This is a genomic window from Mycobacterium sp. ELW1 (assembly GCF_008329905.1).
Taxonomy (GTDB): Bacteria; Actinomycetota; Actinomycetes; order Mycobacteriales; family Mycobacteriaceae; genus Mycobacterium.
On the sequence record NZ_CP032155.1, the window covers coordinates 5,808,706 to 5,825,767 of the forward strand.

16 protein-coding genes and 1 pseudogene are annotated in these 17,062 nt (G+C 67.2%); 4 read left to right on the top strand and 13 right to left on the bottom strand.

The window, feature by feature from the left end; all coding sequences use genetic code 11:
- Positions 1 to 17: 17 nt before the first annotated feature.
- From egtE to D3H54_RS27930, 9 genes and pseudogenes are all read right to left on the bottom strand, one after another.
- Positions 18 to 1,133: an ergothioneine biosynthesis PLP-dependent enzyme EgtE gene (gene egtE, locus D3H54_RS27890; RefSeq protein WP_149382939.1), complete on the bottom strand. Its 1,116-nt coding sequence runs from the start codon at positions 1,131 to 1,133 to the stop codon at positions 18 to 20.
- The gene (gene egtD, locus D3H54_RS27895; protein ID WP_149382940.1) at positions 1,130 to 2,095 is read right to left on the bottom strand and encodes an L-histidine N(alpha)-methyltransferase; all 966 of its coding nucleotides are present in this window, start codon (positions 2,093 to 2,095) and stop codon (positions 1,130 to 1,132) included. Before egtD ends, egtE begins: the two co-directional genes overlap by 4 nt.
- Positions 2,092 to 2,784 carry an ergothioneine biosynthesis protein EgtC gene (gene egtC / locus D3H54_RS27900; RefSeq protein ID WP_149383791.1) on the bottom strand — a complete coding sequence of 231 codons (693 nt, stop codon included), beginning with the start codon at positions 2,782 to 2,784 and terminating at the stop codon, positions 2,092 to 2,094. Before egtC ends, egtD begins: the two co-directional genes overlap by 4 nt.
- Positions 2,784 to 4,070, bottom strand: a complete 1,287-nt coding sequence (egtB, locus tag D3H54_RS27905) for an ergothioneine biosynthesis protein EgtB (protein WP_149382941.1) — start codon at positions 4,068 to 4,070, stop codon at positions 2,784 to 2,786. The genes egtC and egtB overlap by 1 nt, the downstream gene beginning before the upstream one ends.
- Positions 4,067 to 5,355 (bottom strand): annotated as a pseudogene (gene egtA, locus D3H54_RS27910) (ergothioneine biosynthesis glutamate--cysteine ligase EgtA). The gene egtB and the pseudogene egtA overlap by 4 nt, the downstream one beginning before the upstream one ends.
- A gap of 77 nt (positions 5,356 to 5,432) precedes the next feature.
- On the bottom strand, positions 5,433 to 6,074 hold the full coding sequence (locus tag D3H54_RS27915) for a sensor domain-containing protein (RefSeq protein WP_149382942.1): 642 nt from the start codon (positions 6,072 to 6,074) through the stop codon (positions 5,433 to 5,435).
- Between the two features lie 4 nt (positions 6,075 to 6,078).
- Complete coding sequence (locus D3H54_RS27920) at positions 6,079 to 6,507, bottom strand: organic hydroperoxide resistance protein (protein WP_210419614.1); 429 nt, start codon at positions 6,505 to 6,507, stop codon at positions 6,079 to 6,081.
- Positions 6,508 to 6,590: 83 nt separating this feature from the next.
- Entirely contained in the window at positions 6,591 to 8,039 is a 1,449-nt protein-coding gene (locus tag D3H54_RS27925) for a catalase (RefSeq protein ID WP_149382943.1), read from the bottom strand.
- A gap of 148 nt (positions 8,040 to 8,187) precedes the next feature.
- Positions 8,188 to 8,652 carry a hypothetical protein gene (locus D3H54_RS27930; protein ID WP_149382944.1) on the bottom strand — a complete coding sequence of 155 codons (465 nt, stop codon included), beginning with the start codon at positions 8,650 to 8,652 and terminating at the stop codon, positions 8,188 to 8,190.
- 128 nt (positions 8,653 to 8,780) lie between these two features.
- Here D3H54_RS27930 and D3H54_RS27935 point away from each other — a divergent pair, with 128 nt between their 5' ends.
- The gene (locus tag D3H54_RS27935; RefSeq protein ID WP_149383793.1) at positions 8,781 to 9,281 is read left to right on the top strand and encodes a hypothetical protein; all 501 of its coding nucleotides are present in this window, start codon (positions 8,781 to 8,783) and stop codon (positions 9,279 to 9,281) included.
- 346 nt (positions 9,282 to 9,627) lie between these two features.
- Here D3H54_RS27935 and D3H54_RS27940 read toward each other — a convergent pair whose 3' ends face one another.
- From D3H54_RS27940 to D3H54_RS27950, 3 genes are read right to left on the bottom strand one after another with little or no spacing between them, the layout of a single operon-like run.
- Positions 9,628 to 10,737: a DUF4185 domain-containing protein gene (locus D3H54_RS27940; RefSeq protein ID WP_149382945.1), complete on the bottom strand. Its 1,110-nt coding sequence runs from the start codon at positions 10,735 to 10,737 to the stop codon at positions 9,628 to 9,630.
- Between the two features lie 45 nt (positions 10,738 to 10,782).
- Positions 10,783 to 11,817 carry an aspartate-semialdehyde dehydrogenase gene (locus tag D3H54_RS27945; protein ID WP_149382946.1) on the bottom strand — a complete coding sequence of 345 codons (1,035 nt, stop codon included), beginning with the start codon at positions 11,815 to 11,817 and terminating at the stop codon, positions 10,783 to 10,785.
- Positions 11,818 to 11,819: 2 nt separating this feature from the next.
- On the bottom strand, positions 11,820 to 13,085 hold the full coding sequence (locus D3H54_RS27950; protein WP_149382947.1) for an aspartate kinase: 1,266 nt from the start codon (positions 13,083 to 13,085) through the stop codon (positions 11,820 to 11,822).
- A 94-nt stretch (positions 13,086 to 13,179) separates the two neighbouring features.
- Here D3H54_RS27950 and D3H54_RS27955 point away from each other — a divergent pair, with 94 nt between their 5' ends.
- The gene (locus D3H54_RS27955; protein WP_149382948.1) at positions 13,180 to 13,881 is read left to right on the top strand and encodes a nitroreductase family protein; all 702 of its coding nucleotides are present in this window, start codon (positions 13,180 to 13,182) and stop codon (positions 13,879 to 13,881) included.
- Here D3H54_RS27955 and D3H54_RS27960 read toward each other — a convergent pair.
- Complete coding sequence (locus D3H54_RS27960; RefSeq protein WP_149382949.1) at positions 13,822 to 14,265, bottom strand: hypothetical protein; 444 nt, start codon at positions 14,263 to 14,265, stop codon at positions 13,822 to 13,824. The genes D3H54_RS27955 and D3H54_RS27960 overlap by 60 nt on opposite strands.
- A 133-nt stretch (positions 14,266 to 14,398) precedes the next feature.
- Between D3H54_RS27960 and D3H54_RS27965 the strand changes: the two genes are divergently transcribed.
- Both D3H54_RS27965 and glnT read left to right on the top strand, forming a co-directional pair.
- Positions 14,399 to 15,652: an ammonium transporter gene (locus tag D3H54_RS27965; protein ID WP_149382950.1), complete on the top strand. Its 1,254-nt coding sequence runs from the start codon at positions 14,399 to 14,401 to the stop codon at positions 15,650 to 15,652.
- A gap of 93 nt (positions 15,653 to 15,745) precedes the next feature.
- Positions 15,746 to 17,053: a type III glutamate--ammonia ligase gene (gene glnT / locus D3H54_RS27970; protein ID WP_149382951.1), complete on the top strand. Its 1,308-nt coding sequence runs from the start codon at positions 15,746 to 15,748 to the stop codon at positions 17,051 to 17,053.
- Positions 17,054 to 17,062 lie beyond the last annotated feature (9 nt).

A 17,062-nucleotide genomic window follows, 5' to 3' on the forward strand; every position in this document is an offset into this window, starting at 1 on the left:
ATTTGCGCCGAGACCCTTCAGGTCACCGCTCGCAGCGCGACGACCAGCGCTTCGAGATCTTCGGTGCCGGCGTCGACGTGCGGCGAGATCCGCAGTACCGGCGTCGTCAACTCCATCGGGGCGCGCTCGACTCCGGCCGCGGTGGTGACAATGCCGTGCTCGTCGATCAGTCGGGCTCGCACCTGGACGGGGTCGGCGCCGGCGGTGGGCTCCAACGTGGTGATCGCCGTCGGCGCGTCCTCGGGTTCCACCACTCGCCACCCCTGCACCTCGGCCAGCATCGTGCGGGTCTGACGTCCGAGCGCGGCCAGCCGCTGGCGTACCGTCTCCGGCCCAGCCGCGAGATGCTGTCCCACTGCGACCGAAAAGCCGACCCGCGCAGCGATATTGGCTTCACCCAACTCCAGGCACTGCAATGCCGAAACCGCACCGGCCCACGGCGGGGATTGCAGCAGATCAGCCAGTGCCGGGCGCACCGCCAGCACTCCGACCCCGCGCGGGCCCGCCAGCCATTTGCGCGACGACGAGTAGACCGCATCCGCGTCGCTCACACAGTCGATGTGGCCCAGCGCCTGCGCGGCATCGACGATCAGCGGGACGCCGATCTCCCGGCACACCCCCGCGACCGCGGCGACTGGTTGTACGACACCGCGGTGGCTGCCGACCGCGGTCAGGTGGACCATCGCCGGCGGCGCGTCGGCCAGGGTGCGGCGGGCCGCCTCCGGGTCGACCCGGCCGAGACTGTCGACGGGGAGCTCCTGCCGGGTGAAGCCGCGCGCAGTGAACTCCACCAGGTTGGGGCCGTACTCGCCGGGCAGGCACGCCACGGTCCGTTCCATCGGCCAGACGCCGAGCAGGAGTTGCAGTGCGTTGCCCGATCCGGTGGTGAAAACGACGTCGTCCGAGGACATTCCGGTCAACACCGCAACACCTGCGCGCCCGGCGTCGAGAACCGGAGCGGCTGCTTGCGCAGCGACGTAACCGCCGACCTCAGACTCGTGGCGGGCGTGAGCGGCCGCCGCCTCGATCGCCGCCAGGCTCTGCCGTGAACATGCCGCGCTGTCGAGGTGCACACCGGCCGCGGGCAGCCGCGCCTCCCGCCAGCTGTCAGCCAGGGTGTCGGGTGCGCTCACTTCACCGCCAGCGACAGCCCGAAGTCCCCGGCCTCATCGGTCCACCACTGCGTTCGCCGCAGGCCGGCCGCCTCCAGCTCCTGCGCTACCGCCTCGGGCCGAAACTTGCACGACACCTCGGTGAGCATCTCCTCGCCTGCGGCGAACTCGACACGCAGGTCCAGCCCGGCGACGGCGACCTGCTGCGGAGACGTTGCGCGCAGCCACATCTCGATGCGCTCCTCGTCGGGGTTCCAGCGGGCGACGTGCTCGAAGGCGTCGATGTCGAAGTCGGCGTCCAGTTCTCGATTGACCACGGTCAGGACGTTGAGGTTGAACCGCGCGGTCACACCGGCGCTGTCGTCGTAGGCGCGCACCAGGCGTTCGGTGTCCTTGACGAGGTCGGTGCCCAGCAGCAGGCTGTCCCCGGGGTCCAGCACGTCGGCGAGCGCGGTGAGGAACTGCGCGCGCGGGGCAGCGGTCAGATTGCCGATGGTGGACCCGAGGAATACGAACAGCCGGCGACCGCCCGACGGGATCTTGGCCAGGTGTTCCTCGAAATCGCCACACACCGCGTCGATGTCGAGTTCCGGATACTCCTGCTCCAGCGCCGCTCCCGCCAGTTCCAAGACACTCGAGTCGACGTCGAACGGTACAAATCGCCGCAGGGAACCTTTGTCGCGCATGGCGCTCAGCAGTAGCCGCGTCTTCTCTGATGTTCCGCTGCCGAGCTCCACCAGCGTGTCGGCACCACTGGCGGCCGCGATCGCCGGGGCCTGAGAACGCAGGATCTGCGCTTCGGTCCGGGTCGGGTAGTACTCCGGCAGGCGGGTGATCTGGTCGAACAGGTCGCTGCCGACAGCGTCGTAGAACCATTTGGGCGGCAACGACTTCGGTGTCTGTGTCAAGCCGTGCAGCACATCGTCGCGCAGCGCCTGGGCGGCAGCGTCGGCGGCCAGGTAGTTCGACAGCGTGAACGTCACAAAGATCCTTTCAGCGGGGTCAGCGTCACCTGTCCCCCGCTCACGTCGACGAGATGCCGGTCCGGGATGTCCTGCCAGTCGGGGTGATCGTCATAGGGTTCGCTGGCCAGCACCACTCCGTCACTGCGGCGCAACACCGACAGTGTGTCACCCCAGGTGGTGGCTAGAAGCCGAGACCCGTTGGCGGCCATGATGTTCAGTCGGGCGCCCGGATCTGCCGCACCGACTTCGGCGATGGTATCGCCGAGGTTTTCCGGTCCGCGGTCGAAGATCAAGGCAGCCAACATGGCACTGTCGACGGTCGATTCGGCTTTCGCGCTGACGGGCAGTACGCCCCGGTCGACCACGCCGTTGTGGGACAGCAACCAGCTGCCATCACTGAACGGGGCGGACGCACTGGCCTCGATCGGCATGCCGACCGTTGCCGAACGTACCGCTGCGACAATGCAATTGCTGTGCAACGCCGGGGAGACGGAGGCGAACGACACGTCGCCCCACAGTGGTGACGCGCTGCGCCAGCGGCGCACCTCGCCGCCGTCAAGGAAGCCCACGCCCCATCCGTCGGCGTTGATCAACCCGTGCTTCTGCCTGCGCGGCGCGTAGGACTGCACCCTCAACCCGCACGGCGGATCGAGGACCAGCGAGGCGATCGATACCGGTTGGCCCAGCCAGCCCAGATGCCGGCACATCAGACGTCCCACGCCAAGCGCACACCGGAGAAGATCTGCCTGCGGATCGGGTGATCCCAGTTGCGGAAACTGGGCCGCAGCGTGTCGGAGCCCACCGCCCATGAACCACCGCGCAGCACCTTGTAGTCACCGTCGAAGAAGGGCTCCGAATAGCGTTGGTAGATCATCGGTGTGAAGCCCGGCCACGGCCGCAGCGGCGAGGTGGTCCACTCCCACACATCTCCGAGCATCTGCTCGGCGCCATAGGCCGACGCCCCATCGGGGTAAGCCCCGACCGGCGCAGGACGCAGCGCCTCCCCGCCGAGGTTGGCCCGTTGCGGCGTCGGTTCCCCCGAGCCCCATGGGTAGCGACGGCGTGCCCCGACCACGGGATCCCAGGCGGCGGCTTTCTCCCATTCCACTTCGCTCGGCAATCGTGCGCCTGCCCACGCCGCATAGGCCTCGGCTTCGAAAAAGGTGATGTGCTGGACGGGTTCGTCGCCGGGGATGTCCTCGACGTGGCCGAACCGGGTTCGGGTGCCGTCCGGATTCCAGAACTCCGGTGCGCTCAGGTCGGTTTGGACTCGATGTTCCCATCCGCGCGGTGACCACCATCGTTGTTGGGTGTAGCCACCGTCGTCGATGAACTGCCGCCACTCAGCGTTGGTCACCGGCACCCGGCCGATGCGGAACGCCGGCACGTCGACGACATGGGCGGGGCGCTCGTTGTCCAATGACAGCGGTTCGGTCACGGCGTCGACACCGAGGACGAACGGGCCGCCGGGCACCAACACCGAGCTGCCGGCCAGCCCGGGCCGGCCCGGGGGCAGCGTCATCCGATGGGCCAGAATCGGTGCGCCGCTGCGCAAATTGAGCGCCTGCAGAATTGTCTCGTCGTGCTGGTTCTCGTGGCTGATCACCAGGCCGAAGCGGAACGCGACCTCGGCGTCGTCATCGCGGTGGGGCAAGGTGTCGAGCACGTCGAGTGCCGCGGCCCGCACGCTGGTGCAGTATGCGCGGGACTGCGCCGGTGACAGCAGCGGGAGGTCGACGCGGCTGGCGCGGGAATGCACGAACGCGTCGTAGAGGCCTTCGATGTTGGCGGGCAGCATGCCCGGCCGATGCGGGTCACCGTCGCGCAGCAGCCACAGCTCCTCCTGTTGCCCGATGTGGGCGAGGTCCCACACCAGTGGACTCATCAGCGGGCTGTACTGGCGATGCAACTCGGCGTCGTCGAAGTCGGTCAGCGTCAGCGTGCGCCGGCGGGCCCGTTCGAGGTCCCGGGCCAACGTCTCGCGTGCGATCACGCTGTGGCCTCGGCCATCCGCAGGACGGCACCTTCGATGCCGCGCTCGATCGTCTGGTCGGCGAAATCGTCGGCTGGGCAGCGGCCTGCTTCCACGTTGTGCACCAACCGCCGCATCGACTCGGATAATTCCGCGGGAGTCCGGTCGGCCACGAGCGCAACGCAACGATTGGCCGCCTCGTAAAGGCGGTCGTCCTTGAGTCCGACCCGGGCGGCCAGGTCCCATGCCGTCGCGACCGGTTCGACGGCCTCGGCGGCCAACTCGGCCAGCGCCGGGTCGTCGAGCAGGGTGACGACGAGGAACACGACCGCGGGCAGCAGAGCGTCGGGCACGCTGTCGAGGTAGCGGATCTCCAGCCAGCGCCGCGGGCGCACCGGCGGAAACAGCGTGGTGAGGTGGTAGTCGAGGTCGGCGGTGGTCGGGCGGCGATCGCCCAGCAGCACGAGGCCGTCGGCCCAATCCGCGAACGGCACGTGCTCGGTGACCGCGACCGGATCCGGGTTGTGCACCAGCATCACCGGCGCCTTGAGCGCGTAGCGGGCCCAGTCGGTGCAGGGATCGTCACCGCTCGCGCCCAGGACCGGCCCGCAGCGCGCCGAATCCAGCTGACTCCACACCCGCTGCCGGGTCGACACCCAGCCGGTGAAGTCCCCGCCGAGCAGCGGCGAATTGGCGGCGATCGCGATGGTCGTGGGGCCGAGCGCGTGGGCGAGCCGAACCCGCTCGGCCCAGCCGTCGCGGGGACCGGCATCGAGGTTGATCTGGATCGAGGCCGTCGAGGTCATCATCGCGGCCCCGGCGCTCGCCGTCCCGGACGCCACGAAGAACTGTTCCATCGCCTGGTAGCGGGCGCCGGGATTGATTCGTTGAGTGCGGCGAAGCGGGTCGGCGCCGAGCAGGACCAGTCCGAGGCCGGCCTCGGCGAACGCCGAACACAGCGTCGTCCGGTCAGCGGCCAGCGCGGCGATCGCCGGTAGGGGGCCGTCGGCCGGCGGGCCGGAGAGTTCGACGGCACCCCCGGTTCCACGGTGACGGCGCTGCCGCCGGGCAGCGGTCCCACGGTGGCGATCACGTCGCTCAGTTCCGACCAGCCCGGACGCCGCAGTGGATCCGCCAGATCGAAGCAGTGCGCCTCGAGTTCCAGACCCACCCGGCCGATCGGCCCGTCGTCCAGTGAGGCGCCCGCGATGTGCAAAGCGGCCGAGGATGAGCTGTTCAGGACACGTTCTTCGACACCCGACCCGCATGGTGCCCGGCCCGGCTCCGAGGTGACGGCGAACGTCATGACTTCCATCTTCCAGACCGCACCGACAAATTTCGTCGATCCGCGGCTGACCCGTTGATGACGTTCACCCGACCTCGCTATAAACCCAGTGTGTTCTGCATGGCGCCGGCCAGTACGTTGACCGCCGGTCCGCCGTTGCCGGACTGGCAGACCTTGGCCTGCAACAGCACGTTTTCCCGCAACCGCGTCTGGGTGAAACACCGCCGATCGGTATCTGCTTCCTGTTTGACCCAAACAGCGTCGGTAGCGGTCGGGGCCGCACCGCCGAACGACCACACCTGAGTCGTTCCGTCGTCGAGGTGCATCGCGGTCGTCTGGCCGGCGCACCCGACGGTGCGGTCGACGACGCGGTGGTACGCGCGGGTGGCGGCGTCGGCGGTGGCGAACACCCCGATGGCCTGTTTGACCAGGTGGTTCTGGTCGGTGGCCGAGGTTTGGGTTACCGCGCTGTTGAACGACGCCAGGTCGGGGTCGTTGAAAACCTCGGGCAACCCGATGTCGGCCCAGTTGTTGCAGACCGGCAGCTCGACCCAGAACCCCTGGACGGGGTCGGTGCTCACCGACTCCCACGTCATCGGAGCCCCGACGATGTTGCCCACCGAACCTTTGGCGAGCACGGCATAGGAGACCACGCCCGGGTCCGCCGGGCGGGCCTGCACCGGAGCGGCCCCGATCACGCCTGCTGCCAGCACTGCGGCCGCCGCGGCGGCGGTGCGCATCACATCAGACCTTGGCGGTCAGCGTGACGTCGATATTGCCGCGGGTGGCCTTCGAGTACGGGCACACCTGGTGAGCCTTGTTCATCAGGTCCTCGGCCTGGCTCTGCTCGAGTCCGGGGAGGTAACCGATGAGGTGGGCGTTGATGCCGTACCCGCCGTCTGCGTCCTTGCCGAAGCCGACCTGCGCGGTGACGCCCGATGCGCTGTCGAGCCCGATCTTCTCCGACCGCGCCACCAGTTGCAGCGCACCCAGGAAGCAGGCGGCATAGCCTGCCGAGAACAGTTGCTCGGGGTTGGTGCCCTCGCCGCTGCCGCCCGCCTCCTTGGGTGGCCTGGTTTCCAGATCAATTCGGTTGTCCGACGACTTCACGTGGCCGTCACGTCCGCCGCCGCTGGCCGTCGATTCCGCGGTGTAGATGACCTCGATGCTCATGGCTTCGATCATGCCAGGCCGCGAGATCGACATGTTGGTCGCGAAAATTCGCCCAACCACAACCTTCACGTCGATTTCGGCCGTTACCCGGTCTTGCCTCGCACGCCTTCCTCGATTTTTTTGCCGAGGTCGGCATCGATGTTGCGCCAGTACTCGAACACCCGGGACAGCACCGGCTCCTTGACACCCTTGGATACATGACCGATGACGTTGTGCGCCAACCGGTCTCGCGCGTCATCGTCGAGCACCTCGCGAACCAGGGTGCCGGCCTGGCCCCAGTCGTCATCTTCTTCACGAAGGGTGTACGCCGTGCGGACCATGTCGCCGTCGGAGACCCAGTGCACCTCAGTCGCCCGCGCGGGATCAGCCTGCGGACCACCGACCGAGTTCGGCGCGTACACCGGGTCAGTCACGTTGTGGATCCGCATCGCACCGTCTTTGGAGTAGCTGTGCACTTCGACTCTCGGTGTGTTGACCGGGATCTGCTTGTAGTTCACCCCGAGCCGATGCCGATGGGCGTCGCTGTAGGAGAAGCCGCGTGCCAACAGCATTTTGTCCGGGCTCAATCCGGTGCCGGGCACGACGTTGTTCGGCTCGAAAGCAGCCTGCTCCATCTCGGCGTGGTAGTCGGTGACGTTGCGATTCAACGTCATTCGACCAACTTCCTGCAGCGGGTAGTCGCTGTGCGGCCACACCTTGGTCAGGTCGAAGGGATTGAACCGGTATGTCTTGGCATCCTCGAACGGCATGATCTGCACGTGCAGCGTCCAGCTCGGGAAGTCGCCGCCCTCGATGGTGTCGAAGAGGTCCCGCTGGTGGTAATCCCCGTCGCTGCCGGCCAATTCGTCACCCTCCTCCTGGGTGAGGAATTCAATGCCCTGGTCGGTCTTGAAGTGGTACTTCACCCAGAACAACTCGCCGGCGGCGTTGATCCAGCTGTAGGTGTGGCTGGAGTAGCCGTTCATATTGCGCCAGGTCTTCGGGATGCCGCGGTCACCCATCAGCCAGGTGACCTGGTGTGCGGATTCCGGTGAGAGCGTCCAGAAGTCCCACTGCATGTGGTGATCGCGCAGGTTCGACGATTGCAGACGCTTCTGGGAGCGGATGAAGTTCTGGAACTTGATCGGATCCCGCAGGAAGAACACCGGGGTGTTGTTGCCGACGAGATCGAAGTTGCCCTCGGAGGTGTAGAACTTCAACGCGAATCCGCGGGGGTCACGCCAGGTGTCTGGGCTGCCGCGCTCGCCGGCGACAGTCGAGAATCTGGCCACCATGTCGGTCTTGGTGCCGGGCTGCAGGAACGCCGCACGAGTGAATCTGCTGACGTCGTGCGTCACTTCGAACGTTCCGAACGCACCGCCGCCTTTGGCGTGCGGCTGGCGCTCCGGGATACGTTCGCGGTTGAAGTTGGCCATCTGCTCGATCAGGTAGTGGTCCTGGAGCAGGATCGGGCCGTCCGGCCCGACAGTCAGAGAATGTTCGAGGCTCGGGGCTGGAGCACCGCCATCGGTCGTCGCAAATTTCTCAGTCATCGTCTCCCCTATCTGGTCTCAGCGCCTATCTGATGGCGTGTACCCACGACCCGTTCTACTCTCCCAAATCGACGCCGGAGGGATCCTGAACAACCGGGTGCCCAGCGTCCCTGGGGGGATGGGACGCTGGGCACGTCTGCCGGTCCGGTCAGGGACGCGGGGTCGGGGTGGCAATGCCGCCGGGGCCGGCGCCGCCCGGGCCTCCGGGCGCGACTCCGGGGCCGGCGCCCGGACCCTGCCCGCCCGGAGCACCCGGTCCTCCGGGACCGCCGGGACCCATCGGGCCCCACGGCCCGGCGCCGGGCATCATCATCCCTGGGCCGCCACCAGGTCCGCCCCGGTGGGGGAACTGCTGCGAGTCACCATCTCCGCGGGGGTGGTGCCAGCCGCCGTGGCCGCTGGTGCGACCGAGGATGAAGCCGGTGAAGAAGACCGCACCGACAATGAAGACGGTGCCCGCGACGATCGCGACCCAGGCGGCGACCTGGTTCAGCCGGTTGGGCCGGGTGGCGACGGGAACCTGGCCGTAGTACGGCGGCGGCGGTGGCGGCGGGTCGAGAGTGGCGACAGGGCTGGTTACGGGCTCGTCGGCCCGCTCGGGTGTTTCGGTCATAAGTCGATGATGCGAGCGTGCAGCCCAGTGCGGGTTAGGTGCCGCCTTTGAAAAGACTGTGAATGACGGATTCTGGCTGGCATGGCCGTTTCCACCCGCAGCAGGCCGCCCCGCGCTATGAACCAAAGATGAACAAGCTGCTCAACTCGCTGACCGAGGCCGAGTTCGTGTTGATCCGGGAGACCGAGCCGGCCGCACTGACCGACCTCGACGAGGACGCGCTGTTGGACCTGCACAGCAGGATTCGGCGAGCCCGCAACAAGTACGTCGGGCTCTACCGCCGCAAGGGCGCGGCGAAAGTCTCGGCGAAGGGCGCCCGAGGTGCGGCCCGATCAGCCAACGAGCGCAATGGCGCCAAGGCCGAGATCTTCGAAGGTGCGCTGGGGCGGGTGAGCAAGCAACTCGGTGTCGCGGCAGCACGCAGCGCCCGTGAACTCAAAGAGGAGCGACTGGCCCGGGCCCGTCAGGAAAGTTCGGCTCCGGCCACGCCGGCCAAGGGCGGCGGCAAGGTGGCGACGCTGGGTCGGGCCCGGGTGGACCAGTCCCGTCAGTCTCCAGGCCGCAAAAAGCGCGAGGCCGGGTCGATTGCAACCGGCGCGCGGAGGCAGGCCAAGCGCGACAACCGCTGAGTTCCGGCAGGCAACTGGACAGTCTCAGCGAACTTTGCGACTATTGCCCGGGGATTGCCGTGAAGGAGCGTTTGCTGTGCTGTTGTACCTCTACCTCACTGGCATGCCGCTATTCGTCTTTCTAGCTTGGGTTTTCTCCGAGGCCTTTCACCCAGGTGAGGCCGTGCGAAACGGAATACGCCTCCCGCTGATTGCCGCGGCGGGTCTCTTGTGGCCGGTGTTGCTGGTGGGAGTTGCCCAAATACAGGTCATGCGGATACGAGCGAAGCTCGTTGATCCCCAGGCCAGCACTGCCTGAGCGACAATCGTGGTACCCGCGGACGCAGCGCGGCGCTGACACAGGCACTCACCACGGCTTGATCGGGTTCACCGCGAACTGCAGCACCCGATACGGCGCGCGGTCGCGCGGCGTGGTGTTCCACTGACTGATGAACACCCGCACTTCATCCAGCGTCGAACCCGGCGAGATGTAGCCGCCGTAGGGCTGCGCCAGCCGGTTGTCCTCCGGCGGCGGCAGGCTCTCAACCGGATCGGGCCAGTCACCCGCCTGCACCACCGTCGTCACGGGCGCGGTTCCCAGACCCGTCGGGTCGTAGGCCACCCGCATCTCCATGTTCCCGGTGCTGGCGTTGAAGTACGACAGCACCGGCTTTCCGTCGACCTGCCGCATGCTCATCTCGCCGATCTTGTCCGGCCACAACGGTGTCGGTGTCTTGTTCCAGCCGCCGCCGGGACCCGCCGCCCAGCCTTGCCAGCGCGCGCGGTCGGTGAAGCTCTCTCGCGTTGCGCGGTAGAGCATCACCGGCCCGGATCTGTCGAAATTGTTGGCCACGATGTACACCCAGCCGGTCTGCGAGTCCGGCGTCGGAATCGGGTCGTAGTAGCCACTGATCTGCGTCTGATGGCCGCCGGCGTACGAGGCGGGACGCTGCGAGCCCGCGACGGTCTGCCAACCGCCCTGCCCGGCAACCGCTTTCACCAGCCGCGACGTCTGCGGCACCAGGTCTTTGGTGGTGGTCACGAGCAGATAGTTCTGCCGGTTGATCTGCACCACCCCCGCGGGCAGCTGGGAAGCACCTGGCGGCTTGGGGTCAGCCAGCAGCGGTTTGTCCACCCCGACAACCCCGGTGTAGCGGATGCCGTCGGGATCGTCGACCGAGTCCCCGGCCACCCGCAGCGCGACCGGTGAGAACCACCCACCGAATCCGACGCCCTGGCCGGCGAAGCTGTCACCACAGATCTGGAGCAATTCGGTTGGGAATTCCATGAACTCGCACAAATCGGTGGCGCCGATACCGTAGTCGCGAGTCGGCGTCCCGGTACCGGCGATCGGTCCGATCCGCACCACCTGGCCCGGCGCCAGCGGCGAGAGGATCGGGTCAGGAGCCGGACTCGGCGGGTCGGCGATCGCCGTCGGCGCCAGCACCAGCGCCGAGATCGACGAAACTGCGCACACCACTCGCACTGTCACGCCCAAACTCACGTTTCGGCGCAAAGCGGATCAGAGCTCGGCGGCCAACAGCTCGGCGATCTGAATCGTATTGAGGGCAGCACCTTTTCGCAGGTTATCGCCCGAGAGGAACAGGGCAAGGCCACGACCGTCCGGCACCCCGGGATCCTGGCGGATCCGGCCCACCAGAGTTTCGTCCACCCCGGCAGCGGCCAGCGGTGTGGGCACGTCGACCAGCTTCACCCCGGGTGCACCGCCGAGCAGCGCAGTGGCCCGCTCCGGCGAAATCGGCTGAGCGAATTCGGCATTGATCGACAGCGAGTGCCCGGTGAACACCGGTACCCGAACGCACGTCCCGGACACCGCGAGATCGGGGATGCCGAGGATCTTGCGAGATTCGTTACGCAGCTTCTGATCCTCGTCGGTCTCAAAGGAGCCGTCGTCGACCAACGAGCCTGCCAGTGGCACCACGTTGAAGGCAATGGGCGCAACGTATTTCACCGGGGCCGGGAAATCCAGCGCCGACCCGTCGTGCACCAGTTCCTCGACACCGGAGATCACCGCACGGGCCTGAGTGGCCAGCTCGTCGACGCCGGCCAAGCCGCTGCCCGATACCGCCTGATAGGTCGACGCGATCATCCGCACCAGCTGGGCTTCGTCATGCAGCACCTTGAGCACCGGCATCGCGGCCATGGTGGTGCAATTCGGGTTGGCGATAATGCCTTTAGGCCGATTACCGGCGTCTCGGGCGAAGTTCACCTCGGACACCACCAGCGGCACCTCGGGGTCCTTGCGCCACGCCGACGAGTTGTCGATCACGACCACACCGGCAGCAGCGAACCGCGGCGCCTGCACTCGCGACATCGTCGCGCCGGCCGAGAACAACGCGATGTCCAGACCGGTGGGATCGGCGGTCTCGGCATCCTCGACCTCGATCTCCTGGCCCCGGAACGGCAACTTCTTGCCCGCCGAGCGGGACGAGGCGAAGAACCGCACGCTGGTCACCGGGAAGTCGCGCTCCTCGAGCAGGGTGCGCATCACCTGGCCGACCTGGCCGGTGGCTCCTACAACACCGATCGCGACCATGACTACCGCCCTGTTCCCGCGTAGACGACGGCTTCTTCCTCACCGCCGAGGCCGAACGCCTCGTGCAGCGCGGCGACCGCCGTGTCCAGCTCAGTGTCCTTGACCAACACCGAGATTCGGATCTCGGAGGTGGAAATCAGTTCGATGTTCACCCCGACCTTGGCCAGCGTCTCGCAGAATGTCGCGGTCACGCCGGGATGGCTGCGCATGCCCGCGCCCACCAGCGACACCTTGCCGATGTGGTCGTCGTAGAGGACCTTGGTGAAGCCGATCTCACCCTGCAGCGCGGAGAGCTTCTCGACGGCGGTCGGGCCGAGGTCGCGGGGGCAGGTGAAGGTGATGTCGGTCTTGCCGTCCTCGACCTTCGAGATGTTCTGCAGCACCATGTCGATGTTGACGTCGGCGTCGGCGACGGCGCGGAACACCATTGCCGCGTAACCGGGTACGTCGGGCAGACCGACAACGGTGACCTTGGCCTCGCTGCGGTCGTGGGCAACTCCGGTCAGGATGGCGTCTTCCATGGGGATGTCCTCGATAGATCCAGTGACAATCGTGCCGGGCTTGTCGGTGTACGACGACCGGACATGAATCGGAACGTTGTAGCGGCGGGCGTATTCCACGCAGCGGAGCATGAGCACCTTCGCGCCGCAGGCCGCCATCTCGAGCATCTCCTCGAAGCTGACGGTGTCCAGACGATGCGCGTTGGGCACGATGCGCGGGTCGGCGGTGAAGATGCCGTCGACATCGGTGTAGATCTCGCAGACATCGGCGTGCAGGGCGGCAGCCAATGCGACGGCGGTGGTGTCCGAGCCGCCGCGGCCCAGCGTGGTGACGTCCTTGGTGTCCTGGCTGACACCCTGAAAGCCGGCCACCAGAACGATCTGTCCCTCGTCGAGCGCCGACCGCAACCGGGTGGGTGTGACGTCGATGATCTTGGCGTTGCCGTGGGTGCCGGTGGTGACGACGCCGGCCTGCGAGCCGGTGAAGCTGCGGGCTTCGGCGCCCAGCGATTCGATGGCCATCGCGACCAGCGCGTTCGAGATCCGCTCACCGGCCGTCAGCAGCATGTCCAGCTCGCGGGCGGGCGGTGCGGGGCAGACCTGCTTGGCGAGGTCCAGCAGTTCATCGGTGGTGTCGCCCATCGCCGAGACGACCACGACGACGTCGTTGCCGGCCTTCTTGGTTTCGACGATGCGCTCGGCGACGCGCCGGATCCGGTCGGCATCGGCCACCGAGGATCCGCCGTACTTCTGCACGACGAGCGCCACTGTCTGCCCTTTCGAAAGAGTGGGATGTCGGCTCTAAGGATAAGGGGTCGCAGCACCTGCTTTTTCCGCCCCGATCGGCGGTAACGTCGCGGCGGTGCCTGACCAACGCGCCGACCCGCCCCGCGACCGTCATGCCCGGACCCGGGTGCCGATCCACCCGCCGATCGCCGCACGGTGGAGTCCGCGGGCCTTCGACCCCGAGGCGGTGGTCACCTCAGAGCAGCTGATCGCCCTGATCGAGGCGGCCCGTTGGGCCGCGACCTGGGGACATCGCCAGCCGGTTCGATTCGTGGTGGGGCTGCGCGGGGATCGGCGGGCAGGAGCGGAGCGACCGGGGAATCTGGCTGAGGCGTTCAACGCGCTGAGCGGCTTACTCCGCCGCGGCAACAGCTACGCCCACGCCGCCGGCGCGCTGATCCTGGTGTGCGCCGACGAGGGCGAGGACGAGCGCACGGCCCTGTACGCGGCCGTCGATGCGGGCGCGGCCATCGCGAATCTGTCCATTGAAGCCGTCGCCCGGGGCCTCATCGCACATCCGATGGCCGGCTTCGACGTCGACGGCGCCCGCACCGCATTCGACCTGCCGGACGATGTGCGTCCCCTGGCGGTGGTGGCCGTGGGCGCACTGGGCGACCCTGCGCAAGTGACGCCGGAGATCGCCGAACGCGACAGCCGGCCCCGAGAGCGGCTGCCGCTCGAGGAGATCGTGCTCAACTGGTCAGGAGCATGGCCGTCGTCAGGAGCAGGTGCGTCGCAGCTCGCCGAGCTTGGCGACGATCCGGTCGTTGAGCAGTGACATCTCGTAGACCTGAGGCGGCGCCGGTGCGCCGGGCGCGCGGTTCTGGGTCTGAGACCGCAACGTCGGCAGCCCGCTGACGAACTGGTTGGCCAGCTGTGCCACCTCGGTGGCCTGGGCGGCCAGCCCCGGATCAGTCACCTTCTGCGCCCGTTCGGCCAGGCCGTCGGCCCACTCCTTATAGGCGCTGTCCTCGGCGACGGTCGGCACGCCCTCGTTGCCTTTGGAGTCGATCTTCGCGGCCTGGGATCGGCTGAAGTCGAGGAAGTCGATAACCGGCTTGCACTTCTCCGGCGGCCCGTCGAACCACTTCGAGTAAATGGCGAAGCCGACCGCGATGACCACCACGGTGATGGTGAGGACCCAGCGCGGACGTCGGTGCATGGTCGCCCAGCGTAGCGAAGCGTCAACGTTTAACGCGGCGGCAACACCACGAGGGTGTCCACGTAACAGAAACATCGTTCACTGCCGGTGAACGGCCCAACCATGGACGGGCCGCCCACCCGCAGGAGATTAGATGGATACAGGGACCACAGCATTCATGCTGTGTTGCATCATCGGGCTGACGATGATGATCCCGGGCCTGGCGCTGTTCTACGGCGGCATGGTCTCGGTCAAGAGCTCCACCAACATGATGATGATGACGTTCGGCGCTGTCGCCATCGTCGGCGTGCTCTGGATTTTGTTCGGGTTCTCCATGACGTTCGGTACGTCCTACGGAGGATTCGTCGGCAGTCTGACCGAATTCGCCGGGATGAAGAACCTGCTCGAATCGCAGACCACCATCTCCGGGCTTCCGGTCAGTCTGTTCGCGTTGTTCCAGGCACTGTTCGCCGCTATCACCGTCGCACTGATCTCCGGTGCGGCGGCCGACCGGATGAAGTTCGCGGCCTGGATGGTCTTCGCGACCCTGTGGGCGGTTCTGTGCTACTTCCCCGTCGCGCACTGGGTGTTCGCGTTCAACGGCGTCGTCACCCCGGATTCGGTCGGCGGTTGGATTGCCAACAACCTCAAGGCAATTGACTTCGCCGGTGGCACCGCGGTGCACATCAACGCCGGTGCGGCCGCGCTGGCCGTTGCCATCGTCCTCGGCAAGGGCGCCAGCTGGGGCAAGCTGCGCAAGCCGCACAACGTCCCGCTGACCCTGCTCGGCGCCGGACTGCTGTGGGCCGGCTGGTATGCCTTCAACGGCGGTTCGGCTCTGGCCGCGGGCAATTCGGCGGCCATCGTCATGGTCACCACGTTCGTCGCCACCTGCGCTGCCACGCTCGCCTGGCTGGCGGTGGAGAAGTTCAAGGACGGCCACGTCACCGGCGTCGGTGCGGCGGCGGGTGCCATCACCGGCCTGGTCGCGATCACCCCGGCCTGTGGTTCGGTGACGCCGGTCGGCGCGATCATCCTCGGCCTCGTCGCGGGCGCCATCTGCCCGTTCGCCGTGGGCCTCAAAGAGAAGTTCGGCTATGACGATTCGCTCGACGTCGTCGGCGTGCACCTCGTCGGTGGTGTCATCGGCACCCTGCTGATCGGCTTCCTGGCCAGCGACACCATGCCGAACAAGGTCAACGGCTTCTTCTACGGCGGCGGTTTCGACCAGCTGTGGCGGCAGGCTGTGGCGGCTGGAGCGGTGATGATCTATTCGTTCGCGATCGCGTTCGTCATCGCATGGGCCATCAAGAAGACGATGGGCATCCGCATCTCCTCCGAAGAAGAGGAGAAGGGTATCGACACCCACGTCCACCGCGACCCGGCGTACGAGCTCGAGTACGCCTGACAGGACTCGAGCCGGGCGTGGTACCTCCTTCCCCCGCCCGGCTCGAGCCCCTCGCGCTTCTCTCCCCATCCATCAAAGAGCTTGTTGGAGAACATGTCTGCCACCCTCGCTGAGCTCGCCGAGGCCTCAGCAACCAAGTTCATCCTCGCGCTGTTCGTCGACCTCCGCGGAAAGCCCTGCGCCAAACTGGTTCCCGTCGAGGCCGTCGATCTCTTGGCCTCAGAGGGAGTCGGCTTCGCCGGCTACGCCGTCGGCGCGATGGGCCAGGAGCCCAAAGACCCTGATCTCATGGCGATCCCCGACCCCGAGTCGTTCACCCCGATACCGTTCATCAAGGACGGCCTGGCGATCGTGCACTGCGATCCGCATGTCGAAGGCAAGCCGTGGCCGTATGCGCCGCGCGTCATCCTCAAATCGTTGATCCAGCGGGCCGCCGACGCCGGCTTCGAACCCTGGGTCGGCGCGGAAGTCGAATACTTCCTGCTGACCCGCGGCACGGACGGAAGCCTCGCCACCGCCGACACCGCGGACACCGCGGCCCAGCCGTGTTACGACGCGCGCGGCGTGACCCGGATGTACGACCACCTCACCGCGATCTCGACCGCGATGAACACCCTCGGCTGGTCCAACTACGCCAACGACCACGAAGACGGCAACGGCCAATTCGAGCAGAACTTCCAATTCGCCGAGGCGCTGACCACCGCCGACCGGGTCGTGACACTGCGCTACCTGCTGTCGATGATCGCGGCCGAGCGCGGCATGATCGCCACGTTCATGCCCAAACCCTTCTCCGATCGGACCGGCAGCGGCCTGCACCTGCACCTGTCGCTGACCAGCGGCGGCACACCGGTGTTCCCCGAGGAGTCCGACGATCGCGGGCTGGGCCTGTCGCCGACGGCGTATGCATTCATCGGCGGCATCCTCGACCACGCCTGCGCCCTGCAGGCCGTCGTCGGTCCAACGGTGAACTCCTACAAGCGAACCGGCGCGTTGACAACGGCCTCCGGCGCCTCCTGGGCTCCACGCCTGCCCACCTACGGCGGCAATGACCGCACCCACTACATCCGGGTGCCGGACTCCCAGCGGGTGGAACTACGCGGCGGCGACGGCTCGGCCAACCCGTATCTGGCCATCGCGGCCGCGCTCGGCGCCGGTATCGACGGCATCAAACGCAGCACCGACCCCGGTGCGATCGGCAACACCGACGGCCGCACGGCCCTGCCGCCGACCCTGCTGCACGCCGTCGAAGAGTTCGAGGGTGACCCGGTGGTCACCGGTGTACTCGACACCGTCGGCGACGGCGTCGCCAGCTACTTCGCCGGTATCAAGCGTGACGAATTCTTCGCCTACCACAGCGCGGTCAGTCCGTGGGAGGTCGACCAGTACCTGACGGCATTCTGACCCCGAGGA